General features: G+C 74.0%; 15 protein-coding genes and 1 pseudogene. 10 read left to right on the top strand and 6 right to left on the bottom strand.

Annotation, left to right across the window (positions count from 1 at the left end; all coding sequences use genetic code 11):
- Positions 1 to 42 precede the first annotated feature (42 nt).
- Entirely contained in the window at positions 43 to 228 is a 186-nt protein-coding gene (locus Q2K16_RS13570; RefSeq protein ID WP_302745785.1) for a hypothetical protein, read from the bottom strand.
- On the bottom strand, positions 225 to 473 hold the full coding sequence (locus Q2K16_RS13565; RefSeq protein WP_302745784.1) for a helix-turn-helix transcriptional regulator: 249 nt from the start codon (positions 471 to 473) through the stop codon (positions 225 to 227). The genes Q2K16_RS13570 and Q2K16_RS13565 overlap by 4 nt, the downstream gene beginning before the upstream one ends.
- A gap of 234 nt (positions 474 to 707) precedes the next feature.
- Between Q2K16_RS13565 and Q2K16_RS13560 the strand changes: the two genes are divergently transcribed.
- The 5 genes from Q2K16_RS13560 to Q2K16_RS13540 all read left to right on the top strand — a co-directional run bounded on the left by Q2K16_RS13560 (position 708) and on the right by Q2K16_RS13540 (position 6,216).
- Complete coding sequence (locus Q2K16_RS13560; protein ID WP_302745782.1) at positions 708 to 1,118, top strand: helix-turn-helix transcriptional regulator; 411 nt, start codon at positions 708 to 710, stop codon at positions 1,116 to 1,118.
- Entirely contained in the window at positions 1,118 to 2,545 is a 1,428-nt protein-coding gene (locus Q2K16_RS13555; RefSeq protein WP_302745780.1) for a recombinase family protein, read from the top strand. The genes Q2K16_RS13560 and Q2K16_RS13555 overlap by 1 nt, the downstream gene beginning before the upstream one ends.
- Before the next feature lie 28 nt (positions 2,546 to 2,573).
- Entirely contained in the window at positions 2,574 to 3,386 is an 813-nt protein-coding gene (locus Q2K16_RS13550; RefSeq protein WP_302746475.1) for a single-stranded DNA-binding protein, read from the top strand.
- A gap of 158 nt (positions 3,387 to 3,544) precedes the next feature.
- A complete protein-coding gene (locus tag Q2K16_RS13545) occupies positions 3,545 to 4,675 on the top strand; it encodes a cobalamin biosynthesis protein (RefSeq protein WP_302745778.1) in 1,131 nt (376 codons plus the stop codon).
- Entirely contained in the window at positions 4,672 to 6,216 is a 1,545-nt protein-coding gene (locus Q2K16_RS13540; protein WP_302745777.1) for a cobyric acid synthase, read from the top strand. Before Q2K16_RS13545 ends, Q2K16_RS13540 begins: the two co-directional genes overlap by 4 nt.
- 50 nt (positions 6,217 to 6,266) lie before the next feature.
- Here Q2K16_RS13540 and Q2K16_RS13535 read toward each other — a convergent pair whose 3' ends face one another.
- Complete coding sequence (locus Q2K16_RS13535; RefSeq protein ID WP_088646576.1) at positions 6,267 to 6,668, bottom strand: rhodanese-like domain-containing protein; 402 nt, start codon at positions 6,666 to 6,668, stop codon at positions 6,267 to 6,269.
- Between Q2K16_RS13535 and Q2K16_RS13530 the strand changes: the two are divergent.
- From Q2K16_RS13530 to Q2K16_RS13515, 4 genes and pseudogenes are all read left to right on the top strand, one after another.
- A pseudogene (locus Q2K16_RS13530) lies at positions 6,603 to 7,529 on the top strand (uridine kinase family protein); the annotation flags it as partial. The gene Q2K16_RS13535 and the pseudogene Q2K16_RS13530 sit on opposite strands and share 66 nt — an antisense overlap.
- Positions 7,522 to 8,874, top strand: a complete 1,353-nt coding sequence (locus tag Q2K16_RS13525; protein WP_302746474.1) for a dipeptidase — start codon at positions 7,522 to 7,524, stop codon at positions 8,872 to 8,874. The pseudogene Q2K16_RS13530 and the gene Q2K16_RS13525, both read left to right, overlap by 8 nt.
- A gap of 76 nt (positions 8,875 to 8,950) precedes the next feature.
- Positions 8,951 to 9,157, top strand: a complete 207-nt coding sequence (locus Q2K16_RS13520) for a hypothetical protein (RefSeq protein ID WP_088646578.1) — start codon at positions 8,951 to 8,953, stop codon at positions 9,155 to 9,157.
- A 103-nt stretch (positions 9,158 to 9,260) separates the two neighbouring features.
- The gene (locus Q2K16_RS13515; RefSeq protein WP_302745775.1) at positions 9,261 to 10,859 is read left to right on the top strand and encodes an ATP-dependent DNA ligase; all 1,599 of its coding nucleotides are present in this window, start codon (positions 9,261 to 9,263) and stop codon (positions 10,857 to 10,859) included.
- Positions 10,860 to 10,882: 23 nt separating this feature from the next.
- On the opposite strand, the gene Q2K16_RS13510 is transcribed toward Q2K16_RS13515, so the two are convergent.
- Both Q2K16_RS13510 and Q2K16_RS13505 read right to left on the bottom strand, forming a co-directional pair.
- A complete protein-coding gene (locus tag Q2K16_RS13510; RefSeq protein ID WP_302745773.1) occupies positions 10,883 to 11,506 on the bottom strand; it encodes a hypothetical protein in 624 nt (207 codons plus the stop codon).
- A gap of 250 nt (positions 11,507 to 11,756) precedes the next feature.
- Positions 11,757 to 12,572 (bottom strand): SURF1 family cytochrome oxidase biogenesis protein, encoded by an 816-nt coding sequence (locus Q2K16_RS13505; RefSeq protein WP_302745771.1) that lies wholly within the window; start codon positions 12,570 to 12,572, stop codon positions 11,757 to 11,759.
- A gap of 129 nt (positions 12,573 to 12,701) precedes the next feature.
- Between Q2K16_RS13505 and Q2K16_RS13500 the strand changes: the two genes are divergently transcribed.
- A complete protein-coding gene (locus tag Q2K16_RS13500; RefSeq protein WP_489671883.1) occupies positions 12,702 to 14,132 on the top strand; it encodes a cobyrinic acid a,c-diamide synthase CobB in 1,431 nt (476 codons plus the stop codon).
- A gap of 43 nt (positions 14,133 to 14,175) precedes the next feature.
- Here the strand turns inward: Q2K16_RS13500 and Q2K16_RS13495 are convergent, their stop codons facing one another.
- On the bottom strand, positions 14,176 to 16,308 hold the full coding sequence (locus Q2K16_RS13495; protein WP_302745769.1) for a transglycosylase domain-containing protein: 2,133 nt from the start codon (positions 16,306 to 16,308) through the stop codon (positions 14,176 to 14,178).
- Positions 16,309 to 16,421: the final 113 nt, after the last annotated feature.

Below are 16,421 nucleotides of genomic sequence, written 5' to 3'. Positions count from 1 at the left end.
GTGGGCTGGGTCATGACGGACTCCTCAGTGGGTTGGGTGGGGTCAGGCCGCGTGCTGCTGGGCGGCTTCGCGCCGCCAGATGGCGACCTGGATTTCGGCGAGGACCTCGGAGAGCGCCTCGGCGGCGGCTCGGCCGCCGGGGCTGTCCGGGTCGATCGGTGCGACCTTCGGCACCCGGGGGCCGGATGGCGGGGTCGGGGTGTGCGGGCCGGAGGGCGGGTGCGTCATGAGGTCACCTCGAACAGCTCGTCGACGGTGGTGCCGCACACGGCGGCCATCCGCATCGCCACGTCGAGGGTCGGCGTGACGCGCCCCCGGCGGATGCGCCAGAGGGTGGCGCGGTCCATGCCGAGCAGCTGCGCTCGGTCCTGCTCGGTCTCCGCGAGGGAGGCGAGGAGCTGGTCGAAGCGGTCGGTCCGCAGCCGGATCGGCGACGGTGTTGCACTGTCGCATCGGGTCGGTGCTGCACTCATGCAACAGACCGTACGCCGCCCGGGGGTGATGTTGCAAGCGTGCAACACATCGGCCGTTCGGCTGATTTGAGAAGGGCCCGTTCGACACCTAACGTTGCACGCATGCAACGTGGAGAAAGTGACGTCCGTCTACTCCGGCGGCGGCGGCAACGACTGCGGCACGAACGCCACACCACCCACCCAGACCCCCCGCGACCTGCGGATATCCACGGCGGATTGCTCTACGGTGTGCACGTGGGCACCAATCCAGCACCCCAACGCGGCGCATGGGCCGCATACGTGCGGGCAACTCGCGAGCACGTCGGGATGAACAAGGCCGAGCTGGCCCGCCGCCTCGGAGTAGACCGCGGCACCATCGGCCGCTGGGAGGCCGGCGAAAGCCGCCCCGAGAAAGCCCCCGTCGTCGAGGCGTTCGCGGAGCTGTTCGGGCTCAACGCTGATGAGGCGCTCGTCGCGGCCGGGCTACGCACCAGCACTACGACACCGACCCGCTCTGCGCGCGACGTGCCCCTAGACCCCGACCTGAAAATCATCATGCGGCGCCTCACCAACCCCGACGTCAGCGAGGCCGAGAAGGCCAGCATCCGGGCCACACTGCGATACCTCGCCCAGGTGGCCGAGCAGCAGGAGCGCGCCGCCAGCTGATGGCCCGCCGCCGCGCCCTCGCCGCCGTACCCGACCGCCCCACCCGGGTGGTCCTGTACGTCAGGGTCAGCTCCCTCATGGGACGCGGCGGCGAGGACTTCCACTCGCCCGACGTCCAGACGGCAGCGATGCGCCGCGCCACCCACGGCATGACCGAGGTCGCCGTGATCGACGACATCGACGTCTCCGGCACCCACTTCTCCCGCGACGGCATCGACCGTGTTCGGACGCTCGCCCGCTCCGGCCAGCTCGACGCACTCGCCGTCTACGACGTCTCCCGCTTCGGCCGTGACGTGCTGGAGAGCCTGCTCTTCCTCCGTGAACTAGCGGACGCTGGCGTACGGATCATCTCCGCCACCGAGCACATCGACACGTCCACGCCGGCCGGCGAGATGATGCTGATCAACATGCTGAACGTGGCGCAGTACCGCGCCCGGGAGATCGGCCGGGGCTGGTCGGCCGCCATTGCCCGCCGGGCCGAACTGGGCCACCACCACGGCCGACCGCTCGGCTATATCAAGCAGGGCAAGCAGCTCGTCCCGGACCCGACGATCGGCCCGGCCGTGACCGAGGCGTTCCGCCGATACGCGGCCGGCGAACCGGCCGGTGAGGTCACCGCCTACCTGGCCGGGGTGCGCGGCATCGCCATGCACACCCCGAACGTCAAGGCACTGTTGCGCCGGCCCGTGTACCTCGGGCTCGTCGTCACCGATGACCAGGTCCTGCCCGGCGAGCACGACGCCCTAACCGATCCCGACACCTGGATACGAGTGCAGCGTCGGCTCGCCAGTGAGGCGGGCACCCCACCGCGAGCCCTGGCGCACACCTGGGCGCTCGTCGGCCTCGTTGATTGCCCCCAGGGCCACCGCCTCCAGCGGCAGGGCGACCGGCTCGTCTGCGGGCTTGGTCGAGGGGATGTGAAGGGCGGCGACTGCCCAGGTGTCGGCCGGCCGCTGCTCGCCCGGGTAGAGGACGAGGTGCTCACCCAGGTTGCCGACTACGCGCGGAAGCTGCGCACCGACGCCGGAGCACGGGCGGCCCGCAAGGCACGGGCGACTGCCGGCCGGGCGGACCGGGGCCGGCTGGAGCGCGAGTTGGCCGAGACCCGGGCCGCCATGGTCAAGCTCGCCACCCGCAACGCGCTCGACCAACTACCCGACGTCGTCTACCAGGAAGCACTGGCGGGGCTACGGCGCACCGAGCAGACTGCCGCCGCCGAGCTGGCCCGGCTGGCCCCGGCGGTGGAGGTGCCTGACCTGGAGCAGGAAGCGGCGACGGTGGAGACCCTGCTCGGTTTGTGGCCACGCATGACGATGGACGAGCGCGGCAGGGCGTTACGCGTGGTAGTTGACCGTGTGGAGGTGCGACCGGCTGAGCGGTGGCGGCAGCCTGAAAGCGACCGCGTGACGGTGCATTTCCGCTGGTAGGCGTCTTCACACTTTGTGATGCCCCACGATTGTCGGCAACGTGCTGACCGCGCCGGAGTGGCGTCGTACGGCACAGAGCAACACCCTGGTCGCCAACTTCAAGGTGGCCTCGACCGCCCGCCGCCTCAACCGCGACAGCGGCCGGTGGGTGGACGGCAACAGTCTGCGCGTCCGGGTCAACTGCTGGCGCAAGCTGGCCGAGGGGGTGGCCGCGTCGGTCATGGTCGGCGACCCGGTGGTGGTCGCGGGACGGCTCTACACCCGCGACTGGACCGACGACGCCGGCAACCACCGGGTGCTCTACGAGTTGGAGGCGGTCGCGGTCGGGCACGACCTGTCCCGGGGCCGGTCCCGGTTCCAACGCAACCGGCCGAGCATGGCCACCAGCACCGTGGAGGACACGGCGACCGCCCAGCGGGTGCACGGCGAGCCGACCGAGCCGGTGCCGGCCGACCAGGTCCCCGCCGGGCCGGACGACCGCCCGCTCGACGACGACTTCGACCTGTCCGGCTTCGGTCTCCCGCGCGCCGGCCACGACCTGTCCGGCAGCGGGTACGTCCCGCCGGCCGACCCGTTCGACGACGAACCCGACGACCTGCCCCCGCTGCCCGACGACGAACCGGCGGCGCAGTCGGGCGGTGGGGCGCAGTCGGGCGGCGGAGACCGGTCGGGCGACGAGGGCGGTCCGGGCGGCGGGAACCGGCCGGAGGAGAAGAACGGCGGGGGCGGCGACGGGCCGGCCGGTGCGGAGGGGGCGGTCGTCCCGACTCCGGGCGAGGTGGCGCTCGGTCCGGCGGGCCGGGGGCGGCGTGGCCGGGGGCGGGTACCGGTGCCGGCCTGAGATCGCCCGACGGCTGCCCGAGCCGGGTGTGAGCGCGCTCCGGAACCCGTGCCGGGGAAGGGACACGGGTGCCGGTTCGTACGGACGGGGGCGGGGTGGCGACGACGACGTGGTCACCCCGCCGTACGACTAGGCTGGCCGGCCGGAGGTGGTGACGGGTGGGGCGACGCACAGCGACGGCGGACACGGTCGGGCTGCTGGCCGGGTACGCGCTGGACAGCCTGCTCGGCGATCCTCGGCGCTGGCATCCGGTGGCCGGCTTCGGCCGGGCCGCCGGTGCCCTGGAACGGCGGGTCTACCGCGCCGACCGCCGGGCGGGAACGGTCTTCACCGCCGTCGCGGTGGGCGGGCCGGTGCTGCTCGGGGTGGCGGTCAGCCGGGCCACCCGGCGACACCCGGTGGCCCGGGCCCTGGCCGTGGCCGCCGGCACCTGGACGGTGCTCGGCGGGCGGACCCTGCGCCACGAGGCGACCGTGATGGGCGCGGCGCTGCGCGCCGGTGACCTGCCGGCGGCCCGGCACCGCCTCGGGCACCTCTGCGGTCGGGACCCGTCCCGACTCGACGAGGGCGAGTTGGCCCGCGCCACAGTCGAGTCGGTGGCCGAGAACACCTCCGACGCGGTCGTCGCGCCGCTGGTCTGGGGTGCTCTCGCCGGGCTGCCCGGCCTGCTCGGCTACCGGGCGGCCAACACCCTCGACGCGATGGTCGGCCACCGCTCACCGCGCTACGCCCGGTTCGGCACCCCGGCCGCCCGGCTCGACGACCTGCTCAACCTGCTGCCGGCCCGACTGACCGGGCTGCTCACCGTGGCCGCCGCGCCCACCGTGCACGGCGACCGGGCACGGGCCTGGCAGGTCTGGCGTCGGGACCGCAACGACCATCCCAGCCCCAACGCCGGGCAGTGCGAGGCGGCCATGGCCGGTGCGCTGGGCGTGCGGCTCGGCGGCCGGAACGTCTACTTCGGGCGGTCGGAGGTGCGGCCGTTCCTCGGCGACGGCCCACGCCCCGAGGCGCGGCACCTCAAGCGGGCCGCCCGGCTCTCCGGCACGGTCGGCCTGGCCGCCCTCGCGCTGGCCGCGGCCTGGCCGACGACCGGGGGTCGGCTGGTCGCCGCCGCCGGTAACGCGCTGTGGGGTCGCCCGCTGCGGCGGCTCACCGGTTGGTCGGCAGGGGTGGCCGGGCGCGGTCGAGCCGCCGGGGTGCGGCGGCCCGCGCGGGCGTCCGAACCCGCCGGGGCCGTCCAGGTACCGGCTGTGGCCGGGGCCGGTGACCGGGGGCGGGGTCGGTGAGCGGCGGGCTGCTCGTCGCGGGCACCACCTCCGACGCGGGCAAGAGCGTGCTCACCGCCGGCATCTGCCGTTGGCTGCACCGGGCCGGCGTCGCCGTGGCCCCGTTCAAGGCGCAGAACATGTCCAACAACTCCGCCGTCGTGGTCGGCCCGGACGGGCGGGGCGGCGAGATCGGGCGGGCCCAGGCGATGCAGGCCGCCGCCTGCGGGCTCGTCCCCGACCTGCGGTTCAACCCGGTGCTGCTCAAGCCCGGCAGCGATCTGGCCAGTCAGGTGGTGCTGCTCGGCGAGGCCGTCGACACGGTCACCGCCGGCAATTTCCGGGCCCTGCGTCCGAAGCTCGCCGAGACGGCGTACGCGGCCCTGGCCGAGCTGCGGGCGACGTACGACGTGGTGATCTGCGAGGGCGCGGGCAGCCCCGCCGAGATCAACCTGCGGGCCGGCGACTACGTCAACATGGGACTCGCCCGGCACTCCGGTCTCCCCACGATCGTGGTCGGCGACATCGACAGGGGTGGCGTGTTCGCCTCCATGTTCGGCACGGTGGCACTGCTCGACCCCGCCGACCAGGCGCTGATCGCCGGCTTCGTGATCAACAAGTTCCGGGGTGATCTCGGGCTGCTCCGCCCCGGGCTCGACATGCTGCACCGGGTGACCGGCCGGCCCACCTACGGAGTGCTGCCCTGGCACCTCGACCTGTGGCTCGACGCGGAGGACTCGCTCGCCTACGGCCGGGTGCTCGGCTGGCCCGCCGCCCCGCACGGCACCGACTGGCTCGACATCGCCGTGGTCCGGCTGCCCCGGATCAGCAACGCCACCGACGTGGAGGCCCTCGCCACCGAACCGGGGGTCCGGGTCCGGCTCACCGTCGAGCCCGCCGAACTGGCCGCCGCCGACCTGGTCGTCCTGCCCGGCTCGAAGTCCACCGTCGCCGACCTGGCCTGGCTGCGGGAGACCGGGCTCGCCGAGGCCGTCACCGCGCACGCCGCCGCCGGCCGGCCGCTGCTGGGCATCTGCGGCGGCTTCCAGATGCTGGCCACGGCCATCCACGATCCGGTGGAGAGCCGCCGGGGCAGCGTCCCCGGCCTGGGGCTGCTTCCCATCGAGATCACCTTCGATCCGGTCAAGACCGTCCGCCACGCCGTCGGCACCGCCGCGCCCGACGTCCCGGTACGCGGCTACGAGATCCACCACGGGTACGTCTCCACCGCCGACGCGGACCTGCCGCCGCTGCTGCACCACGCCGACGGCCGGCCGGAGGGCGCGCGGCTCGGCGCGGTGTACGGCACCCACTGGCACGGCGCGTTCGAGTCCGACGAGTTCCGCCGCCGGTTCCTGACCGAGGTGGCCCGGTCGGCCGGTCGGCACGGCTTCACCGTCGCGCCGGGCACCAGTTTCGACGCCGTCCGCGAACGCTCCCTCGATCTGCTCGGCGACCTGGTCGAGGAACACCTCGACACCGCCGCGCTGTGGCGGCTCATCGAGACCGGCACCCCCGCCGACCTGCCGTTCATCCCGCCCGGCGCACCGCCCACGACCTGACCACCCTGCCCGCCCGGGGTCGGGCGGTCGGGCCGTCGACGTGCCGGTCGTCAGCGGCGCACGTCGGCGGGCTGGTCGGACAGCGGCAACCCGGCCTCCAGCCACCCCTGCACGCCGCCGGTCATGTCGGTGGCGTTGCGCAGGCCCAACGCCTGCAGGCTCGCCGCCGCCAGACTGGAGCTGTAACCGTGCCGGCAGGCCACCACGATCTCCCGGTCGTAGCCGGTCGCCTCGGGGATACGCCACTCGCTGGCCGGGTCCAGCCGCCACTCCAGCACCGTCCGGTCGATGACGATCGCGCCGGGCAGTTCCCCCTGCTCCCGGCGTTGCCCCTCGGTACGCGTGTCGACCAGCAGCGCACCCGCCCGTACCGCCTCGACCGTCTGGTGAGGACTCAACCGTCGCAGCCCGGCCCGGGCCTGTTCCAGCAGGGCGTCCACGCCGGGACTCATCACGTCATTGAGCACGTCCAGATCATGCCCCGGCACCCACGGCCCCGCCCGACGAACCGCACTCCCCACGGCGGAACCAGGCTCACGGGGGACACCCACTAGCGTCACCGGTGTGACGGTGGCCCTGGTCGAGGCGTACGCGACGCTGGCCCGGCGGGTGCTCGCCGGGCCGGCGCGGTTGGGGCGTACCCGACTGGTGGCCGTCGACGGGCCCAGCGGCGCGGGCAAGAGCGTCTTCACCGCGCGCCTCGCGGACGCCCTGGCCGGCCTGCCCGACGGCGGAAGGCCACCGGTGGTGCACACCGACGACCTGCTCGACGGCTGGGACGACCAGTTCACCTTCTGGACCCGGCTGGAGGAACGGGTGCTCACCCCGCTGCGGGCCGGGCGACCGGGGTCCTACCGGCGGTACAGCTGGGTGCGCCGGGCGTTCCTGCCCCGCGAGGTGCCGGTGCCGGTCGCGCCGGTGCTGCTGCTGGAGGGGGTGAGCGCGGCGCGGGCGGCGATCCGCCCGGAGCTGACCCTGTCGGTGCAGGTCACCGCCCCGGACCCGGTGCGGTTGCGCCGCGCGCTGGACCGCGACGGTGCGCACCTGCTGGCGGAACTGCGGCGCTGGCACGCGGGTGAGGCGGCCCACTTCGCCACCGACCGGACCGCCGACGCGGTCGACCTGGTGGTCGACGGGGCGCCCACCCTGCCGCACGACCCGGACCACTACTACGTCCGCCGTCCGCCGCCCCGGCCTGACACCGGACCGGCCGCTGGAGCCGGTGGCGTTCCCGGTGCCGGTCACGGCTCGCCGGGTGGCTCGCGGTAAGGCCGGCATACGATGCCGGTCATGACCTCACCGATCATGTCCGAGTCCGAGGTACGGGCCGCCGTCGCGCGGGAACTGCCCGGGGTCCGTGCCGACCTGGAACGTCTCGTCCGCATCCCCGGTATCGCGTTCGAGGGGTTCGACCACTCGCACGTCGAGCGCTCCGCCGAGGCGGTCGCCGAGTTGCTGCGCGGCTGCGGCCTCGACGTGCGGATCGTGCGGTCGGGCGGTCAGCCCGCCGTGATCGGGACGAAGGCCGCCCCGCCCGGCGCGCCCACCGTGCTCATGTACGCCCACCACGACGTCCAGCCCGTCGGCGACCTGTCGCTGTGGGAGTCCGAGCCGTTCGAGCCGGTCGAGCGGGGCGGCCGTCTCTACGGGCGCGGCGCGGCCGACGACAAGGCCGGCATCATGGCGCACGTCGCCGCCCTGCGCGCCTTCGGCGACCGGCTCCCGGTCGGCGTGGTGCTGTTCATCGAGGGCGAGGAGGAGTACGGCTCGGACTCGCTGGAGCGGCTGCTCACCGAGCACCGGGAGGAGATCGCCTCGGACGTCATCGTGATCGCCGACTCCACCAACTGGGACGTGGGCGTGCCGGCCCTGACCACCTCGCTGCGCGGCGTGGTCAACCTGTTCGTCGAACTGCGCACCCTGGACCACGCGGTGCACAGCGGCATGTTCGGCGGTGCCGTGCCGGACGCGTTGACCGCGCTGGTCCGCCTGCTGGCGACCCTGCACGACGACGCCGGGGACGTGGCCGTCGAGGGCCTGACCGGCCGGGCTGGGGCCGCCGTCGACTACCCGGAGGACCGGTTCCGGGCCGAGGCCGGGCTGGTCGAGGGGGTCGCGCTGATCGGCACCGGCCGGATCACCGAGCGGCTCTGGACCCGACCGGCGGTGGCGGTGCTCGGCATCGACGCCCCGGCCACCGGCGAGGCGCCCAACGCGCTGGTCCCGGCGGCGAAGGCCAAGCTGAGCGTACGGCTGGCGCCGGGCGACGACCCCGGGCGGGCGTACGACGCGGTGCGTACCCACCTGGAGCGACACGCGCCGTGGGGTGCCCGGGTGACGGTGACCCTGGAGCACGACGGCGCCCCCTGTGTCATCGACGCGTCGGGGCCGGTGTTCGACGCCGCCCGCGCCGCCTTCCGGGCCGCCTGGGACGGCACCGAGCCGGTGGACGTCGGCGTCGGGGGGTCGATCCCGTTCATCGCCACCTTCCAGGAGATGTTCCCGCAGGCGGCGATCCTGGTGACCGGGGTGGAGGACCCGCACGCGCGGGCGCACGGCCCCAACGAGAGCCTGCACCTCGGCGAGTTCGCCCGGGTCTGCCTGGCCGAGGCGTTGCTGCTGGCGAACGTGGCCGGGCAGGGTCGACGCGACGGTTAGGTCGCGGAACCATAACGGCGGGGTCGCCGGCGGGGTTTGCGGCGTGTCGGACGGGTTCCTGGTATAGCCTTCGAACATGCGTACGAACGACGTGATGACGCGGCTGGAAGCCGCCGTGAGCGCTCTGGGGGACGTCGACGTCTCCGCGTGGCCCGAGGACACGCTCAAGGAACAGCTCGGCGAGCTCTCGGCCGTGCTGGTCGCCCTGGACGGCGTGCTGTCCCGGGTCGCCGACGGCGTCCGCGCCCGTGGGCTGCGCATCGAGGAGCCCGTCTCGGTCTGAGCCGTGGTCCGGGTGGTCACACCCGGCGCCGCCGGGGAGGACGGCCGGATCGGGACGGCCCGGGTACGGCAATACCCGGGTGATGTCGGGGGTGGCTGGCAGGATGAGGTGCGTGCGGTTCCTCGACCTGGCAGCCACCTCCGCGGCCGTCGCGGCCACCACCGGCCGGCGGGCCAAGGTGGAGTTGCTGGCCGACGCGCTGCGGGCGCTCGACGCGTCCGAGGTGTCGGTCGGCTCCGGCTACCTCGCCGGTGAGCTGCGCCAGCGGCAGACCGGCGTGGGCTGGGCCAGCCTGCGTGACCTGCCGCCGCCGGCCGCCGAGCCGACCCTGACCGTGACCGCCGTCGACGCGGCGATCGACGAGATCGCCGCCGTGCACGGGCCGGGTTCCCAGGCCCGCCGCCGGCACCTGCTCGCCGCCCTCTTCGGTGCCGCCACCGCCGACGAGCAGCGGCTGCTGGTCGACCTCTTCCGGGGCGAACTGCGCCAGGGCGCCCAGGCGGGCCTGCTCGCCGACGCCGTCGCCAAGGCCGCCGAGGTCCCGGTGACGGCGGTACGCCGCGCCCTGCTGCTCGCCGGTGACCTACGGGCCGTCGCGCTGGCCGCCCGCACCGGCGGGGCCGCCGCGCTGGCCGGGTTCGGGCTCCAGGTGGGCCGCCCGCTCGCGCCGATGCTGGCCCAGAGCGCGCCCTCGGTCGACGCCGCGCTCCAGGCCACCGGGGTCCCGGCCGTGGTCGACGTCAAACTCGACGGCATCCGCATCCAGGTGCACCGCTCCGGCGACGACGTCGCCGTCTTCACCCGCAGCCTCGACGAGATCACCGCCCGGCTGCCCGGGGTGGTCGCCGCCGTACGTGCCCTGCCGGTCCGCGACGTGGTGCTCGACGGCGAGGCGATCGGGCTGGACACCGCCGGCCGTCCGCTGCCGTTCCCGCAGACCTCCAGCCGGGCGGCCCGGCGGGCCAGCGCCGCCGCGACCGGGGTCACCTCCGCCGTCGGTGCGACCGCCGCGGCCGACGTGGCACCGCTGGCCGAGGCGACCGCGCTCACGCCGTACTTCTTCGACCTGCTGCACCTCGACGGCGACGACCTGATCGATCTGCCGGGCCGGGAGCGGTGGGCCCGGCTCGCCGACGTCGTCGACGGGTCGCTGCTGGTCGGCCGGGCCGAGGTGGAGGACCCCGAGCAGGCCGGTGCGGTGTTCGCCGCCGCGATCGACGCCGGCCAGGAGGGGGTGGTGGTCAAGTCGCCTGACGCACCCTACGACGCCGGTCGACGGGGCACCGCCTGGGTCAAGGTCAAGCCCCGACACACCCTCGACCTGGTCGTGCTGGCGGTCGAGTGGGGCAGCGGCCGGCGGGAGGGATGGCTGTCCAACCTCCACCTCGGCGCCCGGGACCCGCGTACCGGCGAGTTCGTCATGCTCGGCAAGACCTTCAAGGGCCTCACCGACGACCTGCTGCGCTGGCAGACCGAACGCTTCCTCGGGCTGGCCGTGGAGCGCGGCGACTGGGTGGTGCGGGTCCGCCCCGAGCAGGTGGTCGAGATCGCCTTCGACGGGGTGCTCGCCAGCACCCGCTACCCGGGCGGCGTGGCGCTCCGGTTCGCCCGGGTGCTGCGCTACCGCGACGACAAGTCGGCCGCCGAGGCGGACACCATCGACACCGTCCGGGCGCTGCACGCCGGGCGGCCCACCGACTGAGCCGTACCCGGCGGGACGTCCGGTCAGACCGTGGACAGCGACCGGGCGTAGTTGACCTGGTTGTTGATCTGCTGCACCTGCCCCTGGTCGACGACCGGGATACGGGCCACGTACTGGTGGCCGCCGCTGGTCACCGTCACCTGCACCGTGCCGTGGTACCGGGTCTCCTTGATCAGCAGGAAGAGCAGGCTGAAGATGGTGAGGCAGAAGAAGCCGAGGATGGCGCAGACGATCGCCCAACTGGCGATCTTCTCCTCCCGCTGCCAGTGGTCGGTCACGTACCAGGTGGCGCCGGCCAGGGGCATCACCCCGGCCGGGGTACGGATCACCGGCGGACTCACCATGATCTCGCCGATCTGCACCGCCGCCGGCTGCTGACCACCCGCAGCCCCCGGAAGCTGCGGGGTGAACTGCGGCGGGTACGGCCCCGGCTGGCCCACCGGCGCGGCGTACGGGTCGACCCCGGTCGGTGCCGGGAAGGGTGCCGGCGGTGCGGAGAACTGGGCCGGCGGTGCGGAGAACTGCGCGGGCGGTGCGGAGAACTGGGCCGGTGGGGCCGAGTACGGGGCTGTGGGAGGCGTCTGCTGCGCCGGGGCCGCCGGGAAGGCCGGCCCGGGCGCGGGGAACGCCGCCGGGGCCTGGGGCACGTCCGGTGACGGTGCCCACGGGTCGGAGGCGGGGCTCGCCTGCGTGGGCGGATCGGACGGGCCGGGCGGATCGGATGGGCCGGGCGGATCGGATGGGGTGGGCGGATCGGACGGGTACGACGGGGCGGGGTCGGAGGTCACCGCGACACCTCACGCGCGTTGGACATCCTGCGGACCATACAGCGTCGGCCGTCGTCCCGCGTCCCGGCGTGGTTCCGACCCGGGGCACGGCGGCCCGGCGAGGTGGCGGTCAGGCGGACGTGGCCGGTTCGGCGGCCCGGTCGACGGGGGGCTTCGGCGCGTCCAGGCCGGCGGCCCGTCGGGCCTCCCGCCGGGCCACCCAGCCGTAGCCGAAGAGCGTCATCGCGGCGAACAACCACCACTGGACGACGTAGCCGAAGTTCTGCCAGTTGTTCGTGTGCCCGATCGGCACCGCCCGGAACGCCGGGTCGTTCGCCGGGGTCTGCTCGTCGAGCAGCAGGTATGCCCCGTGCAGCGGGTACGGAAGTTCCCGGGCCAGCTTGTCCACGGTGACCCGACGGGTCTCCAACCGGCCGTCGCGCCGGTCCACGCCGTTGCCGCCGCCCTCGGTGGGGTGCACCCGGCCGACGACGGTCACCTGACCGGTCGGCAGCGCCGGCACCTCGGGCATGGCCAGCGCGCCGCCGGGCGCCGGTGGGATCCATCCCCGGTCGACCAGCACGGCCGTCCCGTCGTCGAGCACCAGCGGGGCGAGCACCTCGAAGCCGACCCGGCTCTCCACCGTCCGGCCCCGGATCAGGATGATGTTCGTGGCGTCGTACCGGCCGGTGGCGGTGACCCGGCTCCACTCGGCCTGTGCGGCGGGGGCCGCGCCTACGGTGCCCGCGCCCCCGGTGGGGGCCGGCAGCGTCGACCGCAGCGGCGCGGGGGTGCCGGCGGTGCCGGCGTCGATGCGCTCGTTGACGGCGGTGCGTCCCCGGTAGCGGTCCAGCTGCCAGTTGCCGAGCAGCACCATGACGGCGGCGGCGACCAGGGTCAGCGCGAGGATGCCCAGCCAGCGTGGGGTCAGCAGGAACCGGTACACAGCATGAGGCTACCCGTATGACCGACGCCACCCTGCGCGACGGCCCGGGCACCGGCCCGTACGGCGTCGGATCGGCGGTCTCCGCCTGTCGCCGGGGGCGGGTATGGTCACGCCTGCGGATCACCGCCGGTGTTCCTCCCGGCCGTCCGCGAGCCACCGCCCGTCGCCACCGAGGAGTCGATGATGACCGCCGTGCCGCGCCTCGTGTTCAGCGCGCCGTCCTCCGGTCACGGCACCAACGCGCTGTCGGTCGGTCTGCTCGCCGCCCTCGCCGACCGGGGTCTCGACGTCGCCGGTTTCAAGGTCGGCCCGGACCACGTCGACGCCGCCTACCTCGGCCTGGCCGCAGGCCGTCCCGGCCGCACCCTCGACCCCCGGCTGATCGGCGGCGACCGGCTCGGGCCCCTCTTCGCGTACGGCGCGCAGGGTGCCGCGTTGGCCCTGGTCCAGGGCACCATGGGGCTGTACGACTCGGTCGCGGGCCGCCCCGAGGCGGAGTCCACTGCCGCCGTGGCGACCGCGCTGCGCAGCCCCGTCGTGCTGGTGATCGACGTGGCGGCGATGGGGCAGTCGGTGGCCGCCCTGGTGCACGGCTTCCGGTCGTACGACGAGCAGCTCTGGTTGGGTGGGGTGATCCTCACCCAGGTCGCCTCCGGCCGGCACGAGGCCATGCTCCGGGAGGCCCTCGACGACGTCGGGATGCCGATCTACGGCGCGCTGCGCCGGCACGAGCTGCCCCCGGTGCTGCCCGCCCGCCGGCACGGTGTGGTGCCGGTCCTCGGCCGCGACGCCGAGGCGTCCCGCGCGGTGCGCCGGCTCGGTGAGGCGGTCGCCGGGACGGTCGACCTGGAACGGCTGCTCGGGCTGGCCCGCTCGGCCCCGGCGCTCTCCGTCCCGTCCTGGTCACCGGTGTCCGGAACCCCGGTGGTGGACGCGCCGGTGGTGGCGCTCGCCGGCGGCCCCGGCGGCAGCTACAGCCACCCGGAGACCGCCGAGCTGCTGCGGGGCGTCGGGGCCCAGGTGGTCACCGTCGACCCGCTGCGCGACGAGGCGTTGCCCGCCGGCACCCGCGCGTTGGTCGTCGGGGGCGCGCTGCCCGAGTCGTACGCACGGGACCTGTCGGCCAACCGGCGGCTGTGCATCGCGGTGGCCGAGTTGGCCCGCACCGGCCGGCCGGTGATCGCCGAGGGCACCGGCCTGCTGTGGCTGGCCCGGGAGCTGGACGGGCTGCCGATGTGCGGGGTGCTGGACGCGATCGGCGCGAGCCGGGACGGGCTGGTGGTCGGTTACCGGGAGGCGACCGCCCTGTCCGACAGCGCGGTCGCCCGTACCGGTGCGACGGTGGTGGGCTACAAGCAGCACGGCGCGGTGCTCACCCCCCGGGCCGGGCAGCGGGCCGCCTGGAGTTGGGAGGGCGGCACGCCCGAGGGCTTCGTCTGGCGGGGGGTGCACGCCTCCCAGCTCGGCCTGCACTGGGCGGCGTACCCCGAGATCGCGACCCGGTTGGTGACGGCGGCGGCGCTGCCCTCGCCGGTGGAGGGCGTCGCCGCACCGGCCTGACCGCACCGGCCTGACCGCACCGGCCCGGCCTCGGCCGGCCGCCTCACCCGACGATGGCGTCCGACGGTGGGGTGAACTGGCGGGTCGGGGTGCCCTTGAGGCCGTCGCGCAGGGTCTGGGCGACCGCGTTGACCGGGACCTGGGACTGCCCGTCACCGACGGCGTTGAACGGGTTGTCCGGGTCGGCGATGAAGCTCGCCGCCGCCAGTTCCGGGGTGTAGCCGACGAACCAGGCCGACCGGGTGCTGTCCGTAGTGCCGGTCTTGCCCGCCACCGGGCGGCCCACCGTGCCCCGGACGCTGTCCGCCGTCGACCAGCCGCCGCAGCTGCCCTTGGCCGGGGTGTCGCCGGTGGGGCAGCGCGCCGCGTCGGTGGCGGCACGGGCGGCGTCGGCGTTGACCACCTGCCGGCAGCGGGGCTTGGCGACCTCCCGTTCGATGCCACCGGCGGTCTTGTAGGTGGCCGGGGTCCCGTCCCGGTTGGTGATCGAGTTGACAGGCATCGCCTCGCAGTAGCGCCCGTCGGCGGCGATCGCGGCGTAGGCGTTGGCCATCTCCAGCGGGGTGGCGTCGGAGACGCCCAGGGTGAACGCGCCCCACTTCTTGGCCTTGGCGGGTGACGCCTGCTCCTTGTCGACGTCGGTACGCCAGCGCAGGCCGAGCTGCTCGGCCAGATGCACCCCCCGGTCCGCGCCGATCTTCTCCTCCAGTTGGACGAAGTAGGTGTTCACCGACTTGCCGAACCCGGACCACATGGTCTGCCGGCCGGTCATCGCCCCGCTGGCGTTGGACGGGGACCACCCGTCGTAGACGGCCGACCGGTAGCGGTACGGCGAGTCGAACGCGGTGGACAGCGGCATCCCGGCGTCCAGGGCGGCCAGCATCGGGAACATCTTGAACGTCGAGCCGGCCTGGTATCCCGGGAGGGTGCCGCCGCCGAGCAGCGGGGCGACCGTGTTCGGGTAGTTCGCCTTCGCCTTCGGGTCGGCCTCGGGGTTCGAGCTGGGTCCGTTGTCGCCGACGTCGAGGGAGTAGGTGCGGTTCACCGCCATCGCCTTGATCCGGCCGGTGCCCGGTTCGGCGACCACGATCCCGTTGGCGAAGGGACTGTCGACGCGGTCCTTCGCGCCGACGTTCTTCTCGGCGGCGGCCTGGACCTTGGGGTCGAGGCTCAGCACGATCCGGTAGCCGCCCCGGCGCAGCTTGTCCATGCGTTCCAGCCGGTTCTCCCCGAACGCTGGCTGCGCGCTCCACCAGTTCTTCACGTAGTCGCAGGCGAAGCCCCAGGCGTTGTACGTGTCGGGGATCGCGGCGCAGTCGTTGGCCGGGGTGGTGGGCCGGGTCCGGATGGGTTCGCTCTTGGCGACCGCGGCGGCGTCCGGGGACAGGTAGCCGAGCTGGGACATCTTGTCGAGGACGTAGTTGCGCCGGCCGGTGGCCTCCTTCTGGTCCGAGCTGAGCGGGTCGTACTCGGAGGGGGACTTGACCAGGCCGGCGAGGGTGGCCGCCTCGACCGGGGTGAGCGTGGCCGGGGTCTTGGAGAAGAAGATCTGCGCCGCGGCGTAGATGCCGTACGCCCGGTGGCCGAAGTACGCCGAGTTGAGGTAGCGCTCCAGGATCTGCTCCTTGGGCAGCTCCTTCTCGATGTCCAGCGCCATCCGCATCTCCTTGACCTTGCGCAGGCTGGTCTGCTGGGTAGCCTCTTGGACCTCCTGCGGCGTCTGCGCACTGTCCCGCAGCGCCATCCGGACGTACTGCATGGTCAGGGTGGAGGCGCCCTGGGAGACGCCGCTGGATCGGGCGTTGGCCACGAAGGCGCGGGCGACGCCCTTGGGGTCGACGCCCCGGTGCTTGTAGAAGCGGTTGTCTTCGGCGGCGACGATGGCCTGCTGGATGTTCGGCGACATGTCCGACAACTTGGTGTACTGCCGGTACTCCTCGTAGAACATCGTCAGGATCGTCGTGCCGTCTGGCGCGTAGAGGTAGGACGTCTCGGCGGGCAGGGCGGTGCGCAGGATGTTCGTCTTCTGCTCCACGGCGTGCGCGGTGGCCTTGGCACCGAGGCCGGTCACGGCGGCCAGCGGGTACGCGACGGCGGCGAGCACGATGCCGGCGATCAGCCCGGCACGCAGGAGAGGAACGGAACGACCAGCGGCAGCAAGGGGTCGATTGCTCACCTGGTCAAGTTATGACATTTCCGATTCGTCCATGAGAAGAATTCATGAACGCCCGGGCGTTCCCGACCCGGACGGCGGCCGTGGGGGAAGCGTCCGGCATGCCCGTGATGTGG

Origin of the sequence: Micromonospora cynarisoli, from assembly GCF_030518815.1 — a bacterium.
Lineage (GTDB): Bacteria > Actinomycetota > Actinomycetes > Mycobacteriales > Micromonosporaceae > Micromonospora > Micromonospora wenchangensis.
Note: the sequence above shows the minus strand (reverse complement) of the source record. Positions and strands in the feature narration are given on the sequence as shown.